The organism is Streptomyces canus, from assembly GCF_001514145.1.
Taxonomy (GTDB): domain Bacteria; phylum Actinomycetota; class Actinomycetes; order Streptomycetales; family Streptomycetaceae; genus Streptomyces; species Streptomyces canus.
Map to the genome: position 1 here is coordinate 48463 of NZ_KQ948678.1, position 23300 is coordinate 71762.

The 23300-nt window shown below is 70.0% G+C and carries 22 protein-coding genes and 2 pseudogenes; 10 read left to right on the forward strand and 14 right to left on the reverse strand.

Annotated elements, in window-relative coordinates:
• Positions 1-9: 9 nt before the first annotated feature.
• A complete protein-coding gene (locus AQJ46_RS45035) occupies positions 10-465 on the reverse strand; it encodes a hypothetical protein (RefSeq protein WP_225887590.1) in 456 nt (151 codons plus the stop codon).
• Between the two features lie 199 nt (positions 466-664).
• Positions 665-1177, reverse strand: coding sequence for a DinB family protein (locus AQJ46_RS45040; RefSeq protein WP_057610539.1), 513 nt, complete (start codon positions 1175-1177; stop codon positions 665-667).
• Between the two features lie 121 nt (positions 1178-1298).
• Between AQJ46_RS45040 and AQJ46_RS45045 the strand changes: the two genes are divergently transcribed.
• Positions 1299-2204, forward strand: coding sequence for a Gfo/Idh/MocA family protein (locus AQJ46_RS45045; RefSeq protein WP_059211162.1), 906 nt, complete (start codon positions 1299-1301; stop codon positions 2202-2204).
• Here the strand turns inward: AQJ46_RS45045 and lnt are convergent.
• From lnt to AQJ46_RS57890, 8 genes and pseudogenes are all read right to left on the reverse strand, one after another.
• Positions 2128-3687 (reverse strand): apolipoprotein N-acyltransferase, encoded by a 1560-nt coding sequence (gene lnt / locus AQJ46_RS45050; protein ID WP_059211163.1) that lies wholly within the window; start codon positions 3685-3687, stop codon positions 2128-2130. The genes AQJ46_RS45045 and lnt overlap by 77 nt on opposite strands.
• 65 nt (positions 3688-3752) lie before the next feature.
• The gene (locus tag AQJ46_RS45055) at positions 3753-4238 is read right to left on the reverse strand and encodes a nuclear transport factor 2 family protein (RefSeq protein ID WP_059211164.1); all 486 of its coding nucleotides are present in this window, start codon (positions 4236-4238) and stop codon (positions 3753-3755) included.
• 137 nt (positions 4239-4375) lie between these two features.
• Positions 4376-5548 (reverse strand): FAD-dependent monooxygenase, encoded by a 1173-nt coding sequence (locus AQJ46_RS45060; protein ID WP_059211165.1) that lies wholly within the window; start codon positions 5546-5548, stop codon positions 4376-4378.
• A gap of 50 nt (positions 5549-5598) precedes the next feature.
• Positions 5599-5778 carry a hypothetical protein gene (locus AQJ46_RS45065; protein WP_057610544.1) on the reverse strand — a complete coding sequence of 60 codons (180 nt, stop codon included), beginning with the start codon at positions 5776-5778 and terminating at the stop codon, positions 5599-5601.
• Positions 5779-5823: 45 nt separating this feature from the next.
• Positions 5824-6141, reverse strand: coding sequence for a hypothetical protein (locus AQJ46_RS54850; RefSeq protein ID WP_208617095.1), 318 nt, complete (start codon positions 6139-6141; stop codon positions 5824-5826).
• 57 nt (positions 6142-6198) lie between these two features.
• Positions 6199-6327: pseudogene (locus AQJ46_RS53320) on the reverse strand (undecaprenyl-diphosphatase); the annotation flags it as partial.
• Between the two features lie 978 nt (positions 6328-7305).
• Entirely contained in the window at positions 7306-9018 is a 1713-nt protein-coding gene (locus AQJ46_RS57880; protein WP_404828528.1) for an AAA domain-containing protein, read from the reverse strand.
• Positions 8996-10576 (reverse strand): AAA domain-containing protein, encoded by a 1581-nt coding sequence (locus AQJ46_RS57890; RefSeq protein WP_349239208.1) that lies wholly within the window; start codon positions 10574-10576, stop codon positions 8996-8998. Before AQJ46_RS57890 ends, AQJ46_RS57880 begins: the two co-directional genes overlap by 23 nt.
• Before the next feature lie 62 nt (positions 10577-10638).
• Between AQJ46_RS57890 and AQJ46_RS45075 the strand changes: the two genes are divergently transcribed.
• The gene (locus tag AQJ46_RS45075) at positions 10639-11304 is read left to right on the forward strand and encodes a molybdopterin-binding protein (protein WP_059211166.1); all 666 of its coding nucleotides are present in this window, start codon (positions 10639-10641) and stop codon (positions 11302-11304) included.
• Between the two features lie 17 nt (positions 11305-11321).
• Here AQJ46_RS45075 and AQJ46_RS45080 read toward each other — a convergent pair whose 3' ends face one another.
• Positions 11322-11981: a pyridoxine/pyridoxamine 5'-phosphate oxidase gene (locus AQJ46_RS45080; protein WP_159064174.1), complete on the reverse strand. Its 660-nt coding sequence runs from the start codon at positions 11979-11981 to the stop codon at positions 11322-11324.
• A gap of 74 nt (positions 11982-12055) precedes the next feature.
• Here AQJ46_RS45080 and AQJ46_RS45085 point away from each other — a divergent pair.
• From AQJ46_RS45085 to AQJ46_RS45095, 3 genes and pseudogenes are all read left to right on the forward strand, one after another.
• Positions 12056-12744, forward strand: a pseudogene (locus AQJ46_RS45085) (M24 family metallopeptidase).
• Positions 12745-12891: 147 nt separating this feature from the next.
• On the forward strand, positions 12892-13830 hold the full coding sequence (locus AQJ46_RS45090) for a LysR family transcriptional regulator (protein ID WP_059211168.1): 939 nt from the start codon (positions 12892-12894) through the stop codon (positions 13828-13830).
• Positions 13831-13935: 105 nt separating this feature from the next.
• On the forward strand, positions 13936-15096 hold the full coding sequence (locus AQJ46_RS45095; protein WP_059211169.1) for an NAD-dependent formate dehydrogenase: 1161 nt from the start codon (positions 13936-13938) through the stop codon (positions 15094-15096).
• Positions 15097-15876: 780 nt separating this feature from the next.
• Here the strand turns inward: AQJ46_RS45095 and AQJ46_RS45100 are convergent.
• Positions 15877-16668: a COG4705 family protein gene (locus AQJ46_RS45100; RefSeq protein WP_059211232.1), complete on the reverse strand. Its 792-nt coding sequence runs from the start codon at positions 16666-16668 to the stop codon at positions 15877-15879.
• A gap of 249 nt (positions 16669-16917) precedes the next feature.
• Between AQJ46_RS45100 and AQJ46_RS45105 the strand changes: the two genes are divergently transcribed.
• Together AQJ46_RS45105 and AQJ46_RS45110 are read left to right on the forward strand one after the other, a co-directional pair.
• The gene (locus tag AQJ46_RS45105; RefSeq protein ID WP_059211170.1) at positions 16918-17403 is read left to right on the forward strand and encodes a hypothetical protein; all 486 of its coding nucleotides are present in this window, start codon (positions 16918-16920) and stop codon (positions 17401-17403) included.
• A 29-nt stretch (positions 17404-17432) separates the two neighbouring features.
• Positions 17433-18347, forward strand: a complete 915-nt coding sequence (locus AQJ46_RS45110) for a lysylphosphatidylglycerol synthase transmembrane domain-containing protein (protein WP_225887591.1) — start codon at positions 17433-17435, stop codon at positions 18345-18347.
• Positions 18348-18440: 93 nt separating this feature from the next.
• Here AQJ46_RS45110 and AQJ46_RS45115 read toward each other — a convergent pair whose 3' ends face one another.
• The gene (locus AQJ46_RS45115; RefSeq protein WP_059211171.1) at positions 18441-19196 is read right to left on the reverse strand and encodes a hypothetical protein; all 756 of its coding nucleotides are present in this window, start codon (positions 19194-19196) and stop codon (positions 18441-18443) included.
• A gap of 166 nt (positions 19197-19362) precedes the next feature.
• Between AQJ46_RS45115 and AQJ46_RS45120 the strand changes: the two genes are divergently transcribed.
• Together AQJ46_RS45120 and AQJ46_RS45125 are read left to right on the forward strand one after the other, a co-directional pair.
• Positions 19363-20088 (forward strand): response regulator transcription factor, encoded by a 726-nt coding sequence (locus AQJ46_RS45120; protein ID WP_059211172.1) that lies wholly within the window; start codon positions 19363-19365, stop codon positions 20086-20088.
• Positions 20069-21601: a HAMP domain-containing sensor histidine kinase gene (locus AQJ46_RS45125; protein WP_059211173.1), complete on the forward strand. Its 1533-nt coding sequence runs from the start codon at positions 20069-20071 to the stop codon at positions 21599-21601. The genes AQJ46_RS45120 and AQJ46_RS45125 overlap by 20 nt, the downstream gene beginning before the upstream one ends.
• 169 nt (positions 21602-21770) lie before the next feature.
• Here the strand turns inward: AQJ46_RS45125 and AQJ46_RS45130 are convergent, their stop codons facing one another.
• Positions 21771-22076, reverse strand: coding sequence for a hypothetical protein (locus AQJ46_RS45130; protein WP_059211174.1), 306 nt, complete (start codon positions 22074-22076; stop codon positions 21771-21773).
• Positions 22077-22459: 383 nt separating this feature from the next.
• Here AQJ46_RS45130 and AQJ46_RS45135 point away from each other — a divergent pair, with 383 nt between their 5' ends.
• Positions 22460-23299, forward strand: a complete 840-nt coding sequence (locus tag AQJ46_RS45135; RefSeq protein ID WP_059211175.1) for a COG4705 family protein — start codon at positions 22460-22462, stop codon at positions 23297-23299.
• Position 23300 lies beyond the last annotated feature (1 nt).

Here is a 23300-nt window from a genome sequence, read left to right on the forward strand (position 1 = left end):
CGGGATGCCTCAACGCCCGTACGTCTGGTCGCAGATGACCGACTCGGGGCTGCCCGCCTGCCAGCCGCCGTACTTCCTGCCGAGCGCACAGACGTCCTTCGGGCCCTTGGGAACCGACTTGGGGACCGACCTGGCCACGTCCGGGATCTCGACCCGGGGCGGCCGGTAGTGTCCGACGTCCGGGTGCCGAGGCGCAGGATGTGCCGGGTGCGCGGGATGCCGTGAATGTCCCGGACGCGCCTGTGCGGGCTGTCGGGGCTGCGGCGGCGCGGGAGCCGCCGCGGTCCCCGTGGCGCTGTCGCGCGGCGCGGCTCCCTCCGGTTTCGCGGACCGGGACGGGTCGATCATGGACAGTGCCTCCTGGGCCGGGGCCTGCACGATCTGCGGCTGCGCCTGACCGTCCGGTCGGGCGTCCACCGGTTCCGGCAGCCGTGACGGTGCCGCCGTCGGCGGCGGCCCGGACACAGGTGGACGCTGGACCGTCACACAGCCGGTGAGGGCCGAGACAGCCACGGTGACCAGGAGCGTTGCGGTAGTCGTGGTTCGATGCACCCGCGCCACTCTGCTGGTTGGGGCGACCGCGGCGACAGCGGACGAGCGGAGGATGCCCCGCACGAGTGATCTCCGCCCCCGTACGGTGTGCTCCGGCCTCCCGATGCTGACGTCAATCGCCGGTGACGCCGTCGATACGCTCGCGGATCAGGTCGGCATGGCCGTTGTGGCGGGCGTACTCCTCGATCATGTGGGTGTAGAGCCAGCGCAGGTTGAACCGCTCTCCGGTCCGGCGGTGCTTGCCCACGGTGATGTCGTCCAGACCGAAGCGGGCCGCGTTCTGCCGGCTCTTCTCGATCTCGGCCTGCCAGGTGCCGTGCGCCTCCTGCCAGGTGTCGGCCTCCGTGAGACGGAACTCGCCGTCCGGGTCGGCCTCGGTGTAGTAGATCGGCGCCGCGTCCTCGTCGGTCAGGACCCGGCGGAACCAGCTGCGCTCCACCTCCGCCATGTGCCGCACCAGGCCCATCAGGGAGAGCGTGGACGGTTCCACCGAGGCGGTCCTGAGCTGGGCGTCGGTCAGGCCTTCGCACTTCCAGGCGAGGGTCTGCCGGTGGTAGTCCAGCCAGCCCTCCAGCATGCTGCGTTCGTCGGCGGTGGTCGCGGGTTCGGCGCGCTGAGTCGTCATACTCGCATCCTGACCCAGCTCACCCCTCACCACCAGCGAATTCCCGGTCGCCGACCGGGGCCCGCCGCGGCCGCCGTATGCTTCCGGAAAGGCTTGGGCCGGACAAACTGGAGGGGTCCACGTGAAGGTCGGCTGCATCGGACTCGGTGACATCGCGCAGAAGGCGTATCTGCCGGTGCTCGGCGGCCGGCCCGGCGTCGAACTGCACGTGCAGACGCGGACGCCGGCCACGCTGACCCGGGTCGCGGACGGTCTCCACCTTCCCGACGGGCAACGGCACCAGGACCTCGACTCGCTGCTCGCCCAGGACCTCGACGCCGCCTTCGTGCACGCGCCCACGAGCGTGCACCCCGACATCGTCGCGCGGCTGCTGGAGGCGGGCGTACCGACGTACGTCGACAAGCCGCTCGCCTACGAACTCGCCGACTCCGAACGGCTGGTGGCGCTCGCCGAGCAGCGGAACACGAGTCTGGCCGTCGGGTTCAACCGGCGGTTCGCCCCCGGATACGCGCAGTGCGCCGAGCATCCGCGCGAGCTGATCCTCATGCAGAAGAACCGGATCGGGCTCCCGGAGGAGCCGCGCGCGATGATCCTCGACGACTTCATCCACGTCGTCGACACCCTGCGGTTCCTGGTGCCGGGGCCGGTCGACGACGTGACGGTACGCGCGCGCGTGGAGGACGGACTGCTGCACCACGTCGTGCTCCAGCTCGCCGGGGACGGCTTCACCGCGCTCGGGGTGATGAACCGGCTCAGCGGCTCGGCCGAGGAGATCCTGGAGGTGTCCGGACAGGACACCAAGCGGCAGGTGCTCAATCTGGCCGAGGTGATCGACCACAAGGGCCAGCCGACCGTGCGGCGGCGCGGCGACTGGGTGCCGGTGGCCCGGCAGCGCGGCATCGAGCAGGCGGTGCTCGCCTTCCTCGACGCCGTGCGCGCGGGAAAGGTGCTCAGCGCCCGGGACGCGCTGGCGACCCATGAGCTGTGCGAGCGGGTGGTACACGCGGTTCAGGAGCGGTCCGCCTGAATCGCCGGCCCAGCTGGGCGGCGCACCACGCGGCGAGGATCAGCAGGGCCGCGTGCACCGGCCAGTCGCCGAAGCGGACGTACGGCGTCGTCCCGGTCGCCAGCGGTACGTCGTACACGCGCGAGGTGCTGGAGTCGGTGCCGATCCACCGGCCGACGCGCTGTCCGCTCGCGTCGTAGACGGCGGAGACGCCGGTCAGGGTCGAGTGCACCATCGGGCGGCCCGTCTCGGCGGCGCGCAGGGCGGCGAGCGAGGCGTGCTGCTCGGGAGCCCAGCTCTGCTGGAAGGACGAGGTCGCCGACTGGGCGATCAGCAACTGGGCGCCGTCCTCGGCGAGATGGCGGCTCATGTCGGGGAACGCCGACTCGAAGCACACCATCGGCCCGACCTTCAGACCGTGACCGACGTCCATCACGACCTGCTCGGAACCGTGCCTGCGGTTCTCGCCCGCCGCCTTGCCGACCGAGGTGGCCCAGCCGAGCAGCGAGCGGGCCGGGATGTACTCGCCGAAGGGGACGAGCCGCATCTTGTCGTAGCGGTCGCCGGTGAGTCCGCCGGGGCCCACGAGCACCGAACTCTTGTAGATGCCAGGCTTGTCGGAGCGGCGGGCGTCCACGTTGACGAGGATGTCGGCGCCGGTCTCCTCGGAGAGCGCCGCGATCCGCTTCGCCAGGTCGGGCCGGTCGCCGAGGTCGAAGCCGACACTGCTCTCACCCCACACGACCAGGTCGACGTCCTGCGCGGCGAGGTCGCGGGTCAGCTGTTCCTGGCGGGCGAAGCGCCGGTCGGGGCCGTCGATGACACCGGGCTGGACGACCGCGATCCGTGTCGTCCCCCCGGTGTCGGGGCGCGGTGACCACATCCAGGCCGCCGAGGTCACGGCGGCCGTGGCGACCAGACCCGCCACCGCGGGGACCCTGGACTCACGGACCGTCGCCAACACGGCGACCGCCACATTGACGGCCACGATCAGGAAGCTGAGCAGCCACACCCCGCCCACCGAGGCCAGCCGCAGCGCCGGTTCCACCTCCCACTGGCTGGAGCCGAGTACGCCCCACGGGCCGCCGAGCCCCTGCCAGGAGCGGACGAGTTCGATACCGAGCCAGCCCGACGGCAGCACGGCGAGCGCCGCCGCGGTCCGGCCGCGCGAGGGCGTCCCGGCCAGGAAGTGCCGCACCAGCGCGCCCCACGGCGCCCACAGCGCGCCGAGCAGGGCGCCGATGACGAAGATGAACACACTCAGGCTCGGCAGCAGCCAGTGGTGCATCCCCACCATGAACCCGAAACCGCCGGCCCAGCCGTCGTACGCCGCCCGTCTCGCCGTGGGAGCCGAGCGGATCAGCACGATCCAGGGGACGAGGGCGACGTAGGCGAACCACCACAGGGACGGTGCCGGGAACGCGAGTACGGGGAGAGCGCCTGCCACCGTGGCGACGATCGAGCGCCGCCACGGGGAGGCGAGCCAGTGGCCGAACGTGTTCATACGGCGCCTCCTACCCCGTGGGTGACTCCAGTGTGCGTGTGGTGGACCACCCCGAGGGCGTCGGCTCAGTTGATCACAGGTGCGGGCCGAGGTTCCGGCAGTCGCCGCCATTTCTCCTGTACGACGACCTCGCGCAGCCGCCAGCCGTCGTCCGTGCGCAGCAGAGCGAAGGCGTAGCGGCCGCCGCAGACGAAGTCGGGGGCGGTGGAGGCGGTGCCGTCGTCGGCGAGGCGCATCGGGTTGATGTAGTCGGCCTGGACGCGGGCCGTGTCGCCGGTGTCCTGGTCCAGGGTGCCGAACCGGACGCGGCGGTTGACGATCAGATGCTGGCGCATCGAGAACAGCCGCAGGCTCTCCGCGAGCCATGCGGCGACCTTGCGCGCGTCTCCCTCCACGCCGCCCGCCGAGCGGTAGTCGGCCCGCCCGTCGGGGGTGAACAGTCCTCGGTACGCCTCCCAGTCGCCGTCGTCCACGGCCACGGCGTAGTCGGTGACGAGAGCGTCCACGGTCAGCCGGTCCATCACGGTCGCGAGCTCCACACGCTGCGTCATCGGCTCAGTGTTGGGCATGGGGCGGGCCGCGCCAAGGGGCGTGCGATGACATTCGGAGGGCGGGTCGGGGGTGATCGGGGGGAGGGGTGGTCGAGGGACGGGGTGATCGGGGGAGGGGATGGGTCGAGGGTGGGGGGTCAGCCGTCGGCCAGGACGTCCTCCGGCCAGGCGGCCGAGTGCGGGCCGAACTTGTTCTCCGCCGCGAGGGCGACCAGGCGGGCGTTGCGCGCCTCGGCCTCGGGGCCGTCCGGGAGGTGGTAGTCGTGGCCGGCGCGGGCGGAACCGGCCTGCACGGACGTGGCGGCCGGGACCCGCCTGCGGACGTACCGGTCGAGCGCTTCGGGCACCTCGTCGGGCGCCGCGCCGGTGAGGCAGTCGCCGAGCACGGCCGCGTCCATGATGGCCTGGGCCGCGCCCTGTGCCTGGAACGGCACCATCGCGTGCGCGCTGTCGCCGAGCAGGGTCACTCGGCCGACGTGCCAGCGGGTGAGCGGGGCGCGCGTGTAGATGCCGTAGCGCAGGACCTGCCCCGCGCGGTCGAGGACGGTCAGCAACCGGGGGTCCCAGCCGGAGAACGTGCGCAGCTGCTCGCCGGGTTCCGCCCGGGCGGTCCACGACTCCTGGGCCGCCTGGTCCGTCACGAACACGGCGACGACGTTGAGCAGTTCGCCACGGCGCAGCCAGTAGTGGACGACGTGACGGCCCGGGCCGAGCCAGCCCGCGTACTCCGGGAGGTCCAGGTCGGCGACCTCGGCGGCGGGGAGCAGGGCCCGGTAGGCGACGGTGTGCGAGAACACCGCCTCGTCCGCGCCGAAGAGCCACTGGCGGGCGGCCGAGCGGATGCCGTCGGCGGCCACGACGAGGTCGGCGTCCAGACGGTCACCGCTCGCCGTGGTCACGTGGGCCGCGGTGTCGTCCTGGTCGATCCCCACGACGGCGGTGCCCAGGCGCAGCGACGCGGGCGGTACGGCGGCGGCCAGGGCCTGTTGGAGGTCGGCCCGGTGGACCTGGAGGTACGGCGCCCCGAACTCCTCCTCGGCCGCACGGCCGATGACATAGCGGCAGATCTCGCGGCCGTCGGACCAGGTGCGGAAGCTCACGTGGGCCGGGCGCGTGGACTGCTCCGCGACGGCGTCGAGCAGGTCCAGGCGGCGTAGTACGCGCGTGGCGTTGGGGGCGAGCTGGATGCCGGCGCCGATCTCGGTGAGCCGGCGCGCCTGCTCGACGAGCGTCACCTCATGTCCTGCCCGGCGCAGGCTCAGTGTCGCGGTCAGTCCACCGATGCCCGCGCCCACGACGATCGCTCTCATGGCATGACCTCACTTCGACGGTCGTACCGGCCGGCTCGGGGGACGTGGGCTCAGGCGGCCTCGATGACGTCACTGCGGATCGCGGCCGCCCACTCGACCACCAACAGCTCGTATTCCGCGCGTTCCTGTGCCGACAGCGTGCCTCCGGCGCGCATCCAGAGCGCCCGGATCTGCTCGTTCACCTCGGCAGCAGACCGCACGGAACCACGGGTCAGGGAATCGGGGGACATGCGCACAAGCCTAGGCGCAAGCACTGACAGTCCGCTACCGGACGGCTACGCAGAACGTATGCGATTGGTCACGGCTTTTCGGGGCGCGCGCCCCGGTGCCGGGGCCGGGTCAGCCGACCCAGACGACCACACACCAACCGCGATGGGCGGCCTCCCGGTAGAACCGCCGCATCGCAGCCAGGTGTTCGACCAGGTGGGCGCGCCCACGTCGATGGCGTCGAGCCCCTGCGCGATGTCGGCGACGGCAGTGGGCCCGAGCAGGCGCGGCGGGTCCGCGAAACCGTCGTACACCTTCTCGTGGTCGAGGAAGCTGACATCGCCGTCCGGATCGCCGGAAACCGCGCGTTCGAGCGGGGCAGCCACCGTGCCCGGGGCAGTGGCGGACGAGGCCCCACACCGCCCAGCCCGCGTCGGTGTGTGTCAGCCCGCGGACTCCGCCGCATGCGGGCTCAGGGCGCCCATCGTGACCAGGGCGATGATGACGACGCCCAGGGCGATGCGGTACCAGACGAAGGGCATGAAGCTCTTGGTCGAGATGAACTTCATGAACGAGTTCATGTCGAGGTTCTGAGCGGCTCTGACCTGCTGTTTCCACCACTCGTCAAGATTGAATGGGAGAGCAGTAGGAGATGGCACTTTCCAGTGCTCTCCCTCGCCGGCCATGAAGCGCAGCCACCTGGTTTGCAGCGGGAATCAATCATGGAGATACAGCACGCGCTTGAAGGCAGCATGGCGGCGAACGAGCTGCCGCCCGGGGTCAGGATGAGTGAGCAATTCCGGGCAGCGGCAACGGAATCCGCATTGCAGCTCCGTGCCCACATTGCGCGACTCGAAGACGCGAACTGGCCGCCAGCGTGTTGGAGTGGCTGGAGCCACACCGAAGCGCGGCAGCAGCCCGGACGGAGCTCGACGCCCTTCAGGACCGCCTGAGCCGCCATCTCCGAGGGCTCTACGCGGATCGGTAGGCAGTAGGACTGCCACGATCAGACAAGCAACAATCGCCTGTAGTCGGTGAGTACTTCGCGTACCTCGGGCACGTCCTACGTGCGCTCCGAGGAGAGTTCCCCGGATGCGTCGATGACGTTCCTGGCCTCTTCGGCGGCCTGCTCGGGCTCGTTCGCGTCGGCCAGGGCACCGTGAGCCACGACCGGAACGGGGCGACCTCTGGGCGTGGGTGGCGCCGTAGCGTCCCAGCACGTTCTGGAGCAGCGGCACCGCGCGGAGCGGACGGTGCGACTCGGTGGAAACGCGGGTGTCCATGACCTCCAGCTCCTTGCGGTTCACCCAGTACGCCCGCGAGGGCGCCGGAGGGCCGTCAGTGGCGTCGAGGGCGGCGTGCAGCCCGAAACGGCGTGCGTGCGCGTCGGCGTCGTGGACTTCTCCTGGGTGCCCCCGGTGCGAAGAGAGCCGGACTTGGAGCGTGAGAGTGGACGTGGCGTCGCGCTCGTTACAGCTCTCGGAGGACTGGGGGAACCGATCCGCTACCGTGGGGGAAAATGTGATCGGTCCGACGATGCTGGCATCCGGCTATAGCCGGATGTCGCGGGTCCAGGCTGTGGAGCGGCCCGGCGAACTGGTCTTGCATGCAGTGGCGTAGCACCGCCAGACCCAGGCGTTCTTCCAGCGTCGAATTTCGATCTCTGCTCCCTTGCACCGCCCGCACTTCGGGGGCCGGGCGAAAGTCTCCGCGTGTTCATGGGCGAGTAGCTTTCGGGCGAAGTAGCCGCCGCGCATCGTTAGCATGACTTCGCGTGTGTTGCTTTGTGAGAGTGCGTTGAGGCTGCCGAGCATGACGGTGTGTTCGTCGATCACTGCGATTTTCTGGTGCATGACATGGATGGGGACAACGGTCTGGGCGACGGTGCGTAGGTCTGCGATGAGTGCCTGACTGGCCTCTCTTCTCTGGAGTTGGTCGGTGTCGTCTCGGATGAACACGGTGATGCGTACGCCGCGGTCGGCCGCTGCTTTGAGTTCAGGGAGCAGGGAGCGGATCCGGTTGGCCACCCATGGTGCCCAGAGCCACAGGGATTGTTTTGCCTGTCGGATCTCGGTGGTGAAGGTGAGGTAGAAGTCGCGTTCGTCGTCGATGTCGGTCACTTCGACGTGCCGACTGAGGACTTCGGCGAGGGCGATGCCGAACTCTCCGCGATGGGCCGGTGGCGTGTGTGGCGGGGTGATGAGGTGTTTGGCAGGCAGTACCCGGACACCGTGGGTGCCGACTAGGGCGTCGAGTTCAGCGAGGGCTGTTCCCGTCCGGGCCCCGCTGACGCGTTGTCCGCTGGCGATGACGTAGAGGCGGGTTCTGACGCGGGTGACGGCGACGTTGAACAGGCGCACGCCGTTGCGTCTCCACTCGTCTGCGCCGGGCTGGCGGTGGGCGAGAGCCATCCACAGTTCGCGGCTGTCCGCGTTGCCTTCCACGGTGTCGAAGATGACGACGTCGAACTCCCGGCCCTGGAACCTGTGTGCCGTTCCGACTTCGGCCAGCGGACGGCTACCGGAGCCTTCGACATCTCGTAGTGCTTCCAAGGTGGCTTCGGCCTGGACCCCGTATGGGGTGACGATTCCTGCTTCTTCGCCCTGTTCGCGGTGCAGTTCCACCAGAGCCCGCGCGAGGAGAGAGCCGGCGGGCCACCAGCCTTTGCGGCTGCCGGTCAAGTGGGCTCGGGCCAGCTCGTGCAGGCCGTCGGTGTCGATCAGCACGATCTCGGGATCGCTGTCGGGCCGCTCTGAAAGTGTCTGGGAGCCGCCGCGCAGCATTCCCCCGTAGGCAAGACCGTTGGCCAGTTTCATCACGGCTGGGCCGAAGCGATGCTGTTCGGTCAAGGTGACGCAGGCCGGGTGTGCCTGGGCATCCGCGGGTTCGAAGATGCCGCAGTGCTGAAAGACGTCGGGGAGCAGCCATTTTTTGATGTCGTCGCGTTCCTGCTCCTTGAGCCCGCTCGGGATGACGGGGCCGAGCTGCATGAAATCGCCGAGCAGGACGGCAGCTCTGCTGGCTTTGCCGGTGGCCAGGAGCACCTCGGGCAGAGCGGCTGCGCCGGCCTCATCGACCAGGACCACGTCGTAAGGGCCTTCGAAGACTGCCCGGTTGGAACGGAACCGGGCCAGTGTGGTGGCGACCAGCTTGGCGCTCTTGATGATCTCGCCCTGGGCGTTGCGTGCCAGCCGCTCGTATTCCTCCTGGGCGTTCTGGTACTGCTGCTCCAGCTGCGGCTTACGGGCGCTGTCGGCGGCCACAAGTGGACGGAGGCGTTCGGCCCGGTCGTGCAGGGTCGGCCAGTTCTTCTTCGCGGCCCGTTCGGTCAGCGTCTGGGCCTGTTGCGCTGCGACAGCCGCCGCGGTGGCCTGGTTCTTTTCCCGCTCGGCCGAGGTACACAGTCTGTGTGCCCGCTCTGCTGCCGCCCGTGTGGCGTTGGCTTCTGTGTCGAGGTGCCGGATCTGTTCCCGGCTGAGCGGGACGGAGTCGGACAGCGCCGTGATTTTGGCATCGAGTGCAGAGATCCGGGCGGCGGCGGTATGGTGCGCACTGCTGGCGCGCTGCCTCCGCCTGCTCTTCGGCGTCAGCCAGTTGCTCCTGGAGTGCGACCAGCTTCTCGCGCGCACGCCAGCGGGCCACCGACCCCTTCGCCTCCCACTGCTTCACCTGATTGCGCAGGGGTCGGCACTCCTCAGCGGCCAGCAACGCATCAGCTGCTCGGTGTTCTGCAGCCTGCCGGACCCTGGCCGACTCGTCGCAGAGCCGGTTCACCTCGCGCCATACCTCGCGCGAGGGCTCTGCTGCGGCAGCCCGGTCCGACGCCACCTTCGCCGCCTCCGCAGTTTCGGCCATGTCGCGAGCGGCCTGCGCGTAGCGGTCGTCGGCCGCGTCGCTGCGGGCCAGCGCGGAGGCCAGGTCCTGCTCGGGCGTGCGCAGCAGTTGCAGTGCAGCGAAGTATCCGGCCGAGTCGAACCCGGCGAGTGCAGCGTCCATGGCGGCAAGTTGACCGGCGCGGTCGCGGATGTCGACCAGCTCAGCTTCCACGGCGCTACGGCGCTGAGCCGTCTGCGCTAATCGGGTTCGGACCATGAGCGGCAGCGACACCGAAGGGTCTTCCGCCACCTCTTTAAGATGCGGCGGGCCCACACGGACGATCTCACCCGGACTGTGGCGTTTTTCCCGCACCACCCCGAGCAGGGCGTTATCCACAGCGATATTGGTCGCAGAGACCAGCAGCACCCGCTCGCCCCGCGCGATCAGGTCACCGATGGCGCGTTTGAGGACCGTGGTCTTACCGGTCCCCGGCGGCCCCCACACCAGATGAACCCCTTCACCCAGGCACGCCCGGTAGGCGTCTGCCTGGGCCGGGTGGAATCCAGGAGGGTCCAGCTCCGCTCCCGGAGCCCCGCCGATACTGCGGGCTGCCAGGGCTGCGGCCAGCGGGTGTTCGCCCAGTTGGGCGATGCCGTCGCGCAGGGCCTCGATGAGGAAGGTGGGCGGCTGCTTCAGCATCCACAGGTGAGCGTCGGTGATGTCGGCGAACTCGGCCACACGCAAGGTGAGCAGGGACCCGTTCTGCACCGTCTCGGAGACGCTGAAGCCGTCCTTCTCGATCGCCCTGTCGTGGGGCCCGGCCAGCCGCAGGCTGTCCAACTGGTCCGGCCCGATGTCAGTGCCGCGCAAGTCCACCGCGTACTGGCCGGGTTCACCGGTCCGGGCCGCCCGCCCGATCCGCTGCCAGCGCGCTGTTCTCCCTGCGCCTCCCTCCAAGGCGATCCATTCGCCGAGTGCCGCCGTGATCTCCTCACGCCACCCCACGTACTGTCCCCCAGCCCTGCCCCGCTTCGGACTGGCAGACCTACCCAGTTGCGCGGTGCAACATGCCGGGCCCCCGCGTCCGTGTCCTGGTCACCGGCGACGAACTCGTCCGTACCGGCCGCCCTGGCCCCGGCCGGGTACGCGACGCACTGGGCCCACTGCTGCCCCCGCTGATCGATGGCCTGGGCGGCGAGACGACCGACGTACGCCATGTGCCCGACCATCCCGCCCGGTCACTGGCCACCGCCATCCACACCACCTCCGACACCGACGTCACGGTGGTGACCGGCTCCACCTCGGTCGGTGCCACCGACCAACTGCGGGTGCTGCTGGCAGAGAGTGGCGCCCGGTGGATCGTGGACACGGTTGCCTGCCGCCCCGGCCATCCGCAACTGCTCGCCCAACTCCCGAACGGCCACTGGATCCTGGGCCTGCCCGGCAACCCGTACGCCGCCCTGACTGCCGCACACACCCTGCTCGCCCCGCTCCTCGCGGGCTTGACGGGACGTCCGTTGCCCGCCCTGCCCCGCATCCCACTGGCCGGCGACATCCGCACCGCCCCCGGGCGCACCCGCCTCCTCCCGGTCACCTGGGACGGCGCCACCGCACGCCCCGTCGGCGGCCACCGCCCCGCGTTCCTGCACGGCGCCGCCCTCGCTGACGCGCTGGCCGCCGTACCGCCGCACTGGAGTGCCGGCGACCCGGTGCCGCTGATCCTGCTCTCCTGAGCCTCTGGCCTCGTCTTTCAGGGCCAGAGCAGCTCGTGCCTCCAGCCGGTGCCGGTGGTGTCCCTGCGGTACATCACCCTGTAATGGACCCGGTCGGTACTCGCCTCCCAGAACTCGACCTCGGTGGGGGTGATGGCGTACAGGGTCCAGGTCGCCGGGCACGGCACCACGCCCGGGTAGAGCGTCTCGAGCCGTTCGAGCTCGTCCAGCGCCGCCTGCCGGTCGGGGAGCGGACCGGGTCGGTGGAGGTGAGCGGCGAGCCGGGAACCTCGCCCCCGCTCGGCGAAGTCCCTCTCCGAGGCGGTGCGGCCCTGGTCGGCCGCAGTGCCCGCGATCCGTACCTGCCGACCGGTCACCGGCCAGTGGAAGTGGGCCGCCACGTGCGGATTCGCGGCGATGTCGAGGCCCTTGCGGCTGTCGGACGGGGTCGCGAAGAACAGGGAGTCGTCGTCGATGTCCTTGACGATCAGAACCCGGCTGGACGGCACCCCCGACGCATCGACCGTGCACAGACTCATGGAGTGCGGTTCCGGCTGGCCCGCAGCGCCGGCTGCGAGGATCCACTCGCCGATCGCGGACAACGGGTTGTCCGGGAGGCCGTACCCCTGGAAACGGCCGCCACCCACGTCCGCGAACACCGGAATCGACCTGAGCTTGTCGCGCATCGTCTCGGGCACGTGCAGGACACCCACCTTTCCCCGTGGCTGTTCTCGGTTGCCGAGAAACGATCTGGCAGCCTACCTTCGGGCCCATGGCGGACGACGAACCCACGCGCGCGGCACGACTGCTGGACGCCCAGGCCAAGGCCGAACGGCTCTTCACGGAGATCGAAAAGCGCGGTCTCATCGCGCCGGGTCAGGGCGAGCGGGCAGCGACCGCGTCCGGGACCTGGCGAACGAGCTGTTCGGCACGACCCGGCACTGGCACAAGCGGATCGTGCGCTCCGGACCCAACACACTGAAGCCCTACCGTGAGAACCCACCGGACCGGATGATCGGCGCGGACGACATCGTGTTCGCCGACTTCGGGCCGATCTTCGAGGAGTACGAGGCCGACTTCGGCCGGACATTCGTGCTGGGCGACGACCCCGTCAAGCACCGGCTGCGCGACGACCTGCCGAGGGTCTTCGCGGCCGGGCGGGAGTTCTTCGAGACCGACCCGGACATCACCGGGGCGCGGCTGTACGCCGAGGTCGAGCGGCTCGCGAAAGAGGCCGGGTGGGAGCTGGGCGGCTGGCATGCCGGGCACCTGGTAGGGGAGTTCCCGCACGAGAAGATCGACGGCGCGGACACGGAGTCGTACATCGCCCCCGCCAACGACACCCCGCTGCGGCGCACCGACAAGGCAGGGCGCTCCTGCCACTGGATCCTGGAGATCCATCTCATCGACCAGGAACGGGAGTTCGGAGGCTTCTACGAGGAACTGCTCACCCTCGGCTGATCCGTCGCCCCGGCTCCGTCAGGGGCCAGCCACACGGTCCTGCGTCAGCGGGAGCTCGGACTTACCCTCAGCAGGCGCGCGGCCTGCCCCATGCTGTACGTCGGCACACCCGAAGCCTGGAGCCGCATCCCGCCGTGGAGGACGATCATGCTGCTGCGCCAGCTGGAGTACCTCGTCGCGCTCGCCCGGGAACACCACTTCGCCCGCGCGGCAGCCGCCTGCTACGTCTCCCAGCCCTCGCTGTCCGCCGCGATCCGCCGCCTCGAACACGAACTGGACGTACCAATCGTGCGGCGCGGCAGACGCTACGAAGGCCTCACCCCCGAAGGAGAGGTCGTCCTCGCCTGGGCACACCGCATCCTCGCCGAACAAGACGCCCTGCAACAGGAGTTGTCGGCCCTGCGCGGCGGCCTGACCGGCACCCTGCGCCTCGGCATCGTCCCCACCGCACTGCCCGCCGCCTCCCTCCTCACCACCCCCTTCTGCGACCAGCACCCCAGAGCCAGGGTCTCCCTGGAGTCCCTGTCCTCCGCTGACATCACCCACAAACTGACCGAATTCGAACTCGACGCCGCGATGACGTACCTCGACGACGACACCCTGCGCCAGGTGCGCCGCTTCCCGCTGTACGAGGAGCGATACGTACTCCTCACCCCGGTCGACGGCCCACTCGCCGACGCGACCCGGGCACGCTGGTCGCAGGCCGCCACCCTGCCGCTGTGCCTACTGAACCCGCGGATGCGCAACCGCCGCATCATCGACGAGTGCTTCGCCGCCGACGATGCCACCGCCACACCCGCCATCGAGTCGGACAGCGTCGCCGGGCTCTACACACACCTGCCCGCCGGCCGCTGGTCCAGCGTCATCTCGCACGCGTGGCTGCACATGTTCGGCGTACCGGACGGCATGCGGGTGGTGCCCCTGGACGGGCCCGCGCGCGGACCACGGGTCGGACTGGTCGTCGCTGGCGGCGAACCGCAGTCGGTACTGGCGCAGGCACTGCTCAAGGTGGCACGGGAGGCACGGGTACGGGACGCACTGGACGAGTTGCTGCGGACGCACCTGGAAGGCGCCGGCCCCCGCTGATAGTCGAGGGCTATCCCGGCATAGCGAAGTTCGCTTTGACCAGGGCGGTCGACCCCGGGGATCGTGAACAGCACTTTCCAGCAACGCAGTTGAGGAGCCGTGACCATGGCCAAGGTGCTCTGCGTCCTGTACGACGACCCCACCGGCGGACACCCCACCACATACGCCCGGGACGACCTCCCCGTGATCGACCACTACCCCGGCGGCCAGACCACCCCCACCCCCGAGGCCGTCGACTTCACCCCGGGCCACCTGCTCGGCAGCGTCTCCGGGGAACTCGGCTTGCGTGCCTTCCTGGAGAAGGCCGGGCACACCCTCGTCGTCACCTCCGACAAGGACGGCGACGGCTCCGTCTTCGACCGCGAACTGCCCGACGCGGACGTCGTGATCTCGCAGCCGTTCTGGCCCGCGTACCTGACCCCCGAGCGCATGGCCGCCGCGAAGAACCTCAAGCTCGCCATCACCGCGGGCATCGGCTCCGACCACGTCGACCTCGACGCCGCGATCGCCCACGGCGTGACGGTCGCCGAGGTGACGTACTGCAACAGCATCAGCGTCGCCGAACACGTGGTGATGATGACGCTGTCGCTCGTCCGCAACTACTTGCCCTCGCACCAGGTGGTCCTCGACGGCGGCTGGAACATCGCCGACTGCGTGGCCCGCTCCTACGACCTGGAAGGCATGCACGTCGGAACGGTCGCCGCAGGCCGCATCGGCCTCGCGGTCCTGCGCCGCCTCGCCCCCTTCGACGTGAAACTGCACTACACGGACCGCCACCGGCTGCCGCGCGAGGTGGAGGAGGAGCTGAACCTGACCTTCCATCCGACAACCGCCGACATGGTCCCGCACTGCGACCTCGTCACGATCAACGCGCCGCTCCACCCGGAGACCGAGGGCCTCTTCGGCGACGAACTGCTGGCCACGATGAAACGCGGCGCCCACCTCATCAACACGGCCCGCGCAAAGATCGTCGACCAGGACGCAATCGAACGCGCCCTGCGCAGCGGCCAGCTGGCGGGCTACGCGGGCGACGTCTGGTATCCTCAGCCCGCCCCCGCCGACCACCCTTGGCGCACCATGCCTCACCACGGGATGACCCCGCACATCTCCGGCTCCTCCCTCTCCGCACAGGCCCGCTACGCGGCCGGCACCCGCGAGATTTTGGAGTCTTGGCTGTCGGGCAGCCCGATCCGCGGCGAGTACCTGATCGTCGAAGGAGGCGCCCTGGCCGGCACCGGCGCCCACTCCTACTCGGTCACCCACTGACGCGAACTGCGGCTGTCACACCGGCGCTCGCAGATCCGCTGGTGTGGCAGCGTGAGGGTGCGGCACAGTCCTGGACTGCGACGACTTGCCGCAGCGGCCCCGCTCCTCAGCACCGGGTGCAGGGCCTCTGTGCGGGGGAATGGGAATCCGCTGCGCGAAGTTCCGACCGCGTCTGCTGAGCTGTAGTGACAGTCGGGATTCCCTATCGGGCAGGCCCCCTCAGGGAACGACAGGGACCACAAAGGGACCGCAAGGACAGGAACCAACCGACAAGGACCGCGCAAGGCCGACACAGGTGCACACGTCTGACCTGCAAGAACGGCGTGATTCGACACTGATCGGCAAGGACCGCCAAGATCCTCAAAGGACTCATAATCCGTCGGCCGTGGGTTCGAGTCCCACCCGCCCCACTGTGCAGGTCTGTGACCTGCGGAAACGTCTCAGCAGGGGTGCGGATTCAGGACTTTGGTGCAACGAGACAAAATCCGCTGCTCGTGACTTCAACTCTAGGGCTGCAGGCGTGAGTTTGAATCGCTCTGACCTGCTCTGATGTGATGGCTTGGGCGTTGGGCACGCTTCCGTGGCCGACGTTTTCGAGGCCTGGACGCGCGATTCTGGACGCCGGCTGGACGCGAGGAATCGCAAGTGCCGTCTGGTGATCTTCGAGTCGGCCTTCTGCCCGGGTGGCGTGTGGGTGCGACGGGCCGCGCGAGAGGGCTGTGGCCGAGGCGAGCACCGGGATAACGGCCGGTACAGGAAACGGCCCAGCGCGCCCTTGCCTCATGCCGTGGCGTGCGCGCCCCTGTCGCGTTGTGACACGGCCAGGTAACCGACAAATCCGATGATCGCTGCCGTCCAGGCGAGGGTGACCGGTCCCAGGCCGAAGTCGAGGCCACCGCGGGTGCGGGAAATTGCCATCCAGTCGGCGAGCGAGGCTCCGAGGGGGCGCGTGATGACGTACGCGGTCCAGAAGGCGGTCACTGCGCCCAGGGTGCCGAAGCGGTGGGCCAGGGCGGGTGCGCAGATGGCGGCGGCGAAGAGGGCGACCGAGCCCAGGTAGCCGAAGCCGATGGTGGCGGTCAGGTCGCCTGCGGCGGTGCCGAGGGCGAAGGTCGCGAGGACGGCCGCCCAGTAGAACGCCTCGCGGCGGCGAGTCCGGACGGTGTGGATGGAAAGGGTGCGCTCGCTCGCGTACCAGAGGGCGAAGACCGCGGCCAGTGCGGTGAGGAAGGCTGGTGTCGACACGGCGTAGGGCACGCCGAGGCCGACGTGCAGGACGTCGGCGGCCATGGTGCCGAACACGCTGACCATGACGACGGCCGTCCAGTAGGCCCAGGCGACGTACCGGCGGAGAGCGAACTGGACGGCCAGGGAGGCCGCCAGGGCGAGGCCGCCGAGCGCGACCGCCGGAATCGGGCCGAGCGTGCGGGCCAGGAGGTCGGACGCCGTCTCGCCCATTCCGGTGGTCAGCACCTTGATGATCCAGAAGTAGACGGTCACGTGCGGCACCTTGTTTGCCAGTTGGCGTACGGGGGCGAGGGGGTGTTCATCGAGGACGGGCTCTGCGGTCATGATCCGCACGATCGCACTTCGAGCATGAACGCAACCTGAACGGTGCACGGGCAGCCGAGATCACTGGGGCTCGTCGGCACTACGCCGTTCGGGCCTGTCGCGGGGGCTGCAGCCTGCCAACCCCCTCACCTTGGTGAGGTGAGGGGCGCCTTCTCACCCGCCTCTAACCGACGAACCGTACTGTGAGATGTTCTCCTACGAAATGTAGGAGAACATGGTTCCGGGGCGCGTGACGACGAAAGGTGCAGGATGGCCGACAGCTCGAACGTCACGACGACCAGTGCCCTTCGCACCGGCTTCCCACCGCGGACCGCCCGGCCTCGGGGCCGGTGGGGCGAACCTTGGCTCGCGGCCGTCGCGGGGGCTTTCACGCTTGCCCAGCTCGTCCTCGTACGACCTGATCTCGGTCTCGGCTGGGACGAGACGGTCTACGTCAGCCAGGTCAGCGGCCAAGTTCCCGCCGCCTTCTTCAGCGCGCCTCGCGCCCACGGCATCTCTCTCCTCGTCGCGCCGATTGCGTCGTGGTCCGACTCCACCATTGTTCTGCGGGTCTACCTGGTGGTTCTCTCCGGTCTGGTCCTCTACGTGGCCCTGCGCGTCTGGCGAGCTCACGTCATGCCGCGCGTCCTCGCCCAGCCCGGCGACCCGCCGCCCGCCTACGCGCGCACCTGGTCCAGGGAGCGGGCCGGCGTTCACCACGCCTACGTCGCTCCATTCGTCCGGCAGGGGCGGTGACCGCGGTGACTGTGTCCGGCAGCGTGAGCGTGACCGCCAGCAGGCGCCACTACGTGCGGCTGGGCATCACCCTCGCGGTGCTCGTCGCCTCCGTCGGCATGCTCGCGGCGCATCGGGCCACCCTCGACAGCGGTACCGACCAACTGGCCGCCGCCGACGGGGAATGGCTGGTGCTCGCCTGCTTCGCCACTGTCGCCACGTGGGTGTGCGCGGCTGTGGCGCAGCAGGGGGCGGTCATCGAGCGGCTGCCGAAGGGACGGCTGGTGGCCGCTCAGTTCGCGGCGTGCGCCGCCAACCACATCCTGCCCGCAGGGGCGGGGGCGAGCCTGGTCAACCTGCGGTTCCTGACGCGGTGCGGCCTGTCCACCAGGCGCTCGGCGACCGCGCTGGCTGTGAAGGCGGCGGTCGGCGGGATCGTCCGGTGCGTGCTGGGCGTCGTCCTGCTGGTGGCATCACCGGGCGCTGTCCCGCTGTCGGCGCGGGTCCCACACGTGCTGGTCCTGGCGCCGGTGGCGGCGGCAGGCGTCGTGCCGGCGGTGGTGGCCAGCGGTCGGCTCAGGCGGGCGGTGGGGCGGGCCGTGACCGACGTGCGGGAGGTGCATCGCTCCCGAGGGCGGGCCTGCGCGCTGTGGGGCGGCTCGGTCGCGTTCGCGTTGCTGCACGCGGGCGTGGTCGTCGCTGTGGTCCACGCCCTCGGTCTCGCGTTGCCCACGAGCCATGTGGTGATGGCCTACCTTGTTGCCAGCGGCGCGGCGGCCCTGCTCCCCACGCCCGGTGGACTGGGGTCGCTGGACGCCGCGCTCGCCTTCGCGCTCACGGCCGCCGGGGCACCGGGGCACACGGCGATCTCGGCGGTCATCGGCTATCGCCTGCTCACCGGATGGCTGCCGATGGCACCGGGACTGCTGGTCCTGGGGTTGCTGGCCCGCCGTTCGGCGCTGTGAGCCGGTGGCGGTGCTCGCAACCCTCGTGCCGCCAGAACCAGCCGTCGACCGTGACGACACACCCGTGCCTGGCCTGGCCTGGTCCAGCGCCTCCTAGCCCCTGACCGCCGTCAACACGTTCTCCTCGAAGGGGCCGCCCTTGACCGTGACCTCCTTCACCGTGCCGATGCCCTTCACGTAGTACTTGTTGTCCACGACCCCGGGCTCCAGCGGCGTCCATTCCTTCGTGCGCAGGGCCCCGGTGAAGGTCTTGTACGGGACGGACACGCGCGACGTCAGGTCCAGGACCTGGAAGCGGTCCTCGGCCTGGCCGGGGTAGTACTCCTGCTGTCCGGCAGCGCCGGGTACGGGGTGGGCGGGCAGGAAGATGCCCGGGCGGGCGCCGTCACGGCCTGCGCGCCAGGTGCCCTCGGTGGAGAGCATGTTGCCGTGGGCGTCGAGTTCGGCGGTGTCCTCGCCGAAGTACCAGACGTTCCCGGCGGCGTCCTGGGCGTAGTAGTCGCGGGTGGCCTCGTGGAGGGTGCGGCCGGTGTAGAGGCGGTCCTCGACGACGCGGCAGGGGATGCCGGTGATCTTCTCGGTCTCGCGGGTGGCGGTGAGGTACTCCGTGGATTTGGCACCGTCCTTGATGCCGCTGTAGACCAGCGTCCGGCCGGGCGGGAGCGGGAACCACGGGTTGTCGACGGTCGCCGAGAAGCTGCGGGGAGCGGGAGTGGTCGTCGTCGGTGCCGCGGGTTGGTGGCTTGAGCTTCCCGAACCCGGGGAACAGGCCGTCAGCACGACCGTGGCCGTGCAGCCGGCGACGACGGTGAGGACCAGTGCGCCGCGTTTCGATCCTTTGCTTATCATCGGGACTCCCTCGTCGAACTGTGGGTTCGAGCCTGCTCGCGAGTGGCTAAGGGGACCCTGAAACGGTCCCCACGAGCCCCTGAGGGGTGCGGTCGGATCGACTCAGCGTCTCCTTAGCCACCCCCCACTACGCTGGACACCAGCAGGGCCTGCGCGAGGAGGCGCCATGCGGATTCTCGTGGTCGAGGACGAAGCGCCCATGGCCGAGCTGCTGCGGCGCTGCCTGACGGAGAACGGCTTCGCGGTCGACGTGGCCGCCACCGGCGAGGACGGCCTCTGGTACGCCGGGGAGACCGACTACGACGTGATCGTCCTGGACGTGATGCTGCCGGGCACCGACGGGTTCGGTGTGCTGCGTGAGATCCGCGCCGCCGGCCGGTGGGCGCCCGTCCTGCTGCTCACCGCACGGGACGCCGTCGAGGACCGGGTGCGCGGTCTGGATCTGGGCGCGGACGACTACCTCGTCAAGCCCTTCGCACTCGCCGAACTATTGTCCCGGCTGCGCGCGCTGATGCGCCGGGGCGCCCGCGAACGGCCCGCCGTGCTCACCGTCGGCGACCTCAGCCTCGATCCAGCGACCCGCTCCGTGGCCCGTGACGGTACGCCGATCACCTTGACGGCCAAGGAGTTCGCGCTGCTGGAGTGCCTGATGCGGCGGCCCGGCCAGGTGCTGTCCAAGGCCGAACTCATCGGACACGTCTGGGACTTCACCTTCGACGCGGACTCGAACGTCGTGGAGGTGTACGTGGGCTACCTGCGGCAGAAGATCGACCGGCCCTTCGGACGGCGGTCACTACGCACCAGCCGGGGCGCCGGCTACTGGCTGAGAGACGACCGCAAGGACGATGCGAACCGCAAGGACGATGCGGATCATGCGCGCCCTGTTGGCTAGGCTCCCCGTCCGTCTCCCCCTCCGGCTCCGCCTGACCCTCGCCTTCTGTCTGGCGATGGCGACGGTGCTCACCGCCCTGGGTGCCTTCCTCTACACCCGGATGGGCACCGAACTGACCCGTGCCGTCGACCTCGACCTGCGCGCACGGGCCGCTGCCACCGTCGGCTCCCTGGCCCAGCGCGAACGGGCCCCGCTGGACGCGGGCAGTGGACTCATCGACCCCGACGAGTCGTTCGGCCAGATCCTCACGCTGCACGGTGACGTCGTCGAGACCACCCCGGCCGTCGCAGCCGCGCCCATGCTGTCGCCCGGCACCGCACGGACCGTCAACGAGCCGGTCTTCCTCAGCCGCCATGTCGTGGGCATCGACGACCCGGCCCGACTGCTCGCCCTGCCCGTCCGTCTGCCGGGGACGGTCGAACAGCCCGCCGTCCTCGTCGTCGGCGCACCGCTCGGCGACCGCGCGGAGGCACTGGACCGGCTGCTGCTCCTGCTGCTCATCGGCGGGCCGCTCGCCCTGGCGGCGTCCTCGTACGCGGGCTGGCTGCTGGCGGGCGCGGCCCTGCGACCGGTCGGGCGAATCCGCCGGGAAGCCGCCGCGATCTCCGAGACCGAGCCGGAACGGCGCCTGACCGTTCCACCGACCGGGGACGAACTGGCCCGTCTCGCGCACACCCTCAACGCCATGCTCGCGCGCCTCCAGGAAGCACTGGAACGCGAGCACCGTTTCGTCGACACCGCCGGACACGAGCTGCGCACCCCGCTGGCCCTGCTGCGGGCCGAGCTCGAGCTGGCCACGGCACGCCCGCGCGACCGCGCCGAACTCGAAGCCGCCCTACGTTCCGCCGCCACCGAGACCGACCGGCTCGTCGGGCTCGCCGAGGACCTCCTCGTCCTGGCCCGCACCCGACAGGGTCGGCTCCCACTGCGCCGCGAACCGGTGCCCCTGCCACGACTGCTCACCGACGCGGCCGAGGCGTTCCGCGCCCGCGCGACCGCTGAGGGTGCGACGCTCACCGTGGAGACGTTTGCGGCCCCCGAGGCAACCGCCGACGCCGATCCGGTACGGCTGCGCCAAGTCCTGCACAACCTCCTCGACAACGCCCTGCGCCACTCCGGCCCGTCGGGGCCCGGCCGCATCGTCCTGAGCACCGAACGAGCGGACAGTGCCGTGAAGTTGTGCGTGGGTGACGAGGGCCAGGGCTTCCCGCCGGCCATGCTCGCCGGGCCACCGTCGGGCTCGTCGGCCGACGAGAGTGCCGGTGGGCTCGGCCTCGCCATTGTCGCCATGATCGCCGCGGCACACGGCGGCCGGGTGAGCCTGGCCAACCGTCCGTCGGGCGGGGCTCTCGTCACCGTGAGCCTGATCGCCGCGCCAGTACAGGGAAGCGGTGCCGAGTGCCCGAGTGCTGCGGTCGGCTCGTGCGCGGGGCCGGCCGAGGCAACTGGCGAACGCGGAGCACACTCCTCGCCGAGCAGCGGCGCGGAGTCCACGCATCCGAGGCCAATGTAGAAGACGGTCAGGCCTCCGCGCAGATTTCTGGCCGGAGTCAGGCAGGGCGTCCGCGTGGCCTTCCTTTCCTGACGGCTTGTGACGGCGAGGTCGCGGCTACGGCGCACAGCGGGCGTGCGGGGCCGCCCAGGTGGATGTCACCTGGGCGGCGTCCTGCCGGGCGGGGGGTTCAGCCGGTCGGTCCTGCCGGGGTCGTGGTGGTCTTGAAGCCCTCGGTCTTGTTGGCCTGGAGGGCGAAGTCGTTGGTGAACGTCTTGCTGAGGTCCACCGACCCCTTCACATTGCCGACCAGTTTCTCCGTCGCCAGGGAGGTCTTCGGGCCGCCGGCCGGCATGATGCCGTCCGGGAGGAACTGACCCTTGTCCTCGGTCAGTGCCTGGATGTAGTCGGCCTTGGTCACCAGTTGGTTCGACACGAACGACGTCGGCAGTTTGTTCGCGATGTCGGACGCGCTGTGGGTGTTGATCCAGTGCATGGTGGCGACGAGCGCGTCGACAGCAGTGGGGCGGTGCTCAAGGGCAGGCCGGTGACGGTGCCGATCGGCACGGTGTGGTCGCGGCGCAGCCACAGGCCAGGGCCGGGCAGGAGGAGGGCGGCGACGTAGGACAGCACGACGGCCCGGCCGAGCCGACGGCGCAGCCAGGCCGTCATCCCGTCAGCAGGCGGTTGGGCGACAGTCGGGCGGCTCAAGGCGGCCTTCTTCCATAGCGGTGGACGGGGCGGGGCGGAACGCCGCCATGCAGGAGCCGTGATCATGAGTCGTCATGGACTCATAGTGCTCGGGAGAGGCGGATGGGGCAGCCGGTGACGTACGGCAGTCAGGATGCGTTCAGGTGTCCCGTGGCACGGTCGGGCCTCATGACATACGAGACCTCACAGACGCCCGGGCCCTCGGCGGCCGACCCCCAGGTGTCACCCTCCGGTCGTCGACTGGGCTGGAACAAGGTGCCCGAAGTCACCGTCTACTTCTGGGTCATCAAGGTGCTGTGCACGACGGTCGGCGAGACCGCGGCCGACCTGCTCAACGAGAAGGCCGGTCTCGGCCTGACCGGTGTGTCGGTGCTGATGAGCGCCTTGCTGGCGGTCGTCCTGGTCGTGCAGTTCCGCACCAGCGCCTACCGTGCGGGGGTGTACTGGACGGCCGTCGCCCTGATCAGCGTCGTCGGCACGCTGATCAGCGACAACCTGACCGACAACATGGGCGTACCGCTGGAGACCAGCACCACCGTCTTCGCGATCATCCTCGCGATCGTCTTCGTGGTCTGGTACCGGCGTGAGCGGACGCTGTCCATCCACCACATCGACACCACGAGCCGCGAGTCCTACTACTGGCTCGCCGTCCTGTTCACCTTCGCCCTCGGCACCGCGGCCGGTGACCTGGTCTCCGAGCGCATGAACCTGGGCTGCTGGCTCTCCGCGGTCCTGTTCGGCCTGGCCATCGCCGCGGTCGCCCTCGCGCACTTCAAGCTCGGCCTGGACGTGGTGTGGAGCTTCTGGATCGCCTACATCCTCACTCGTCCGCTGGGCGCGTCCATCGGCGACTACCTCTCCCAGCCCACCGGTGACGGCGGCCGGGGCCTGGGCACCGTCATCACCAGTGCGCTGTTCCTCACGGTCATCCTCGGCCTGGTCATCTATCTCTCGGTGACCCGAAAGGACGTGGCGCAGCCGCAGCACGCCGCCCGACACGCGGCCTGAG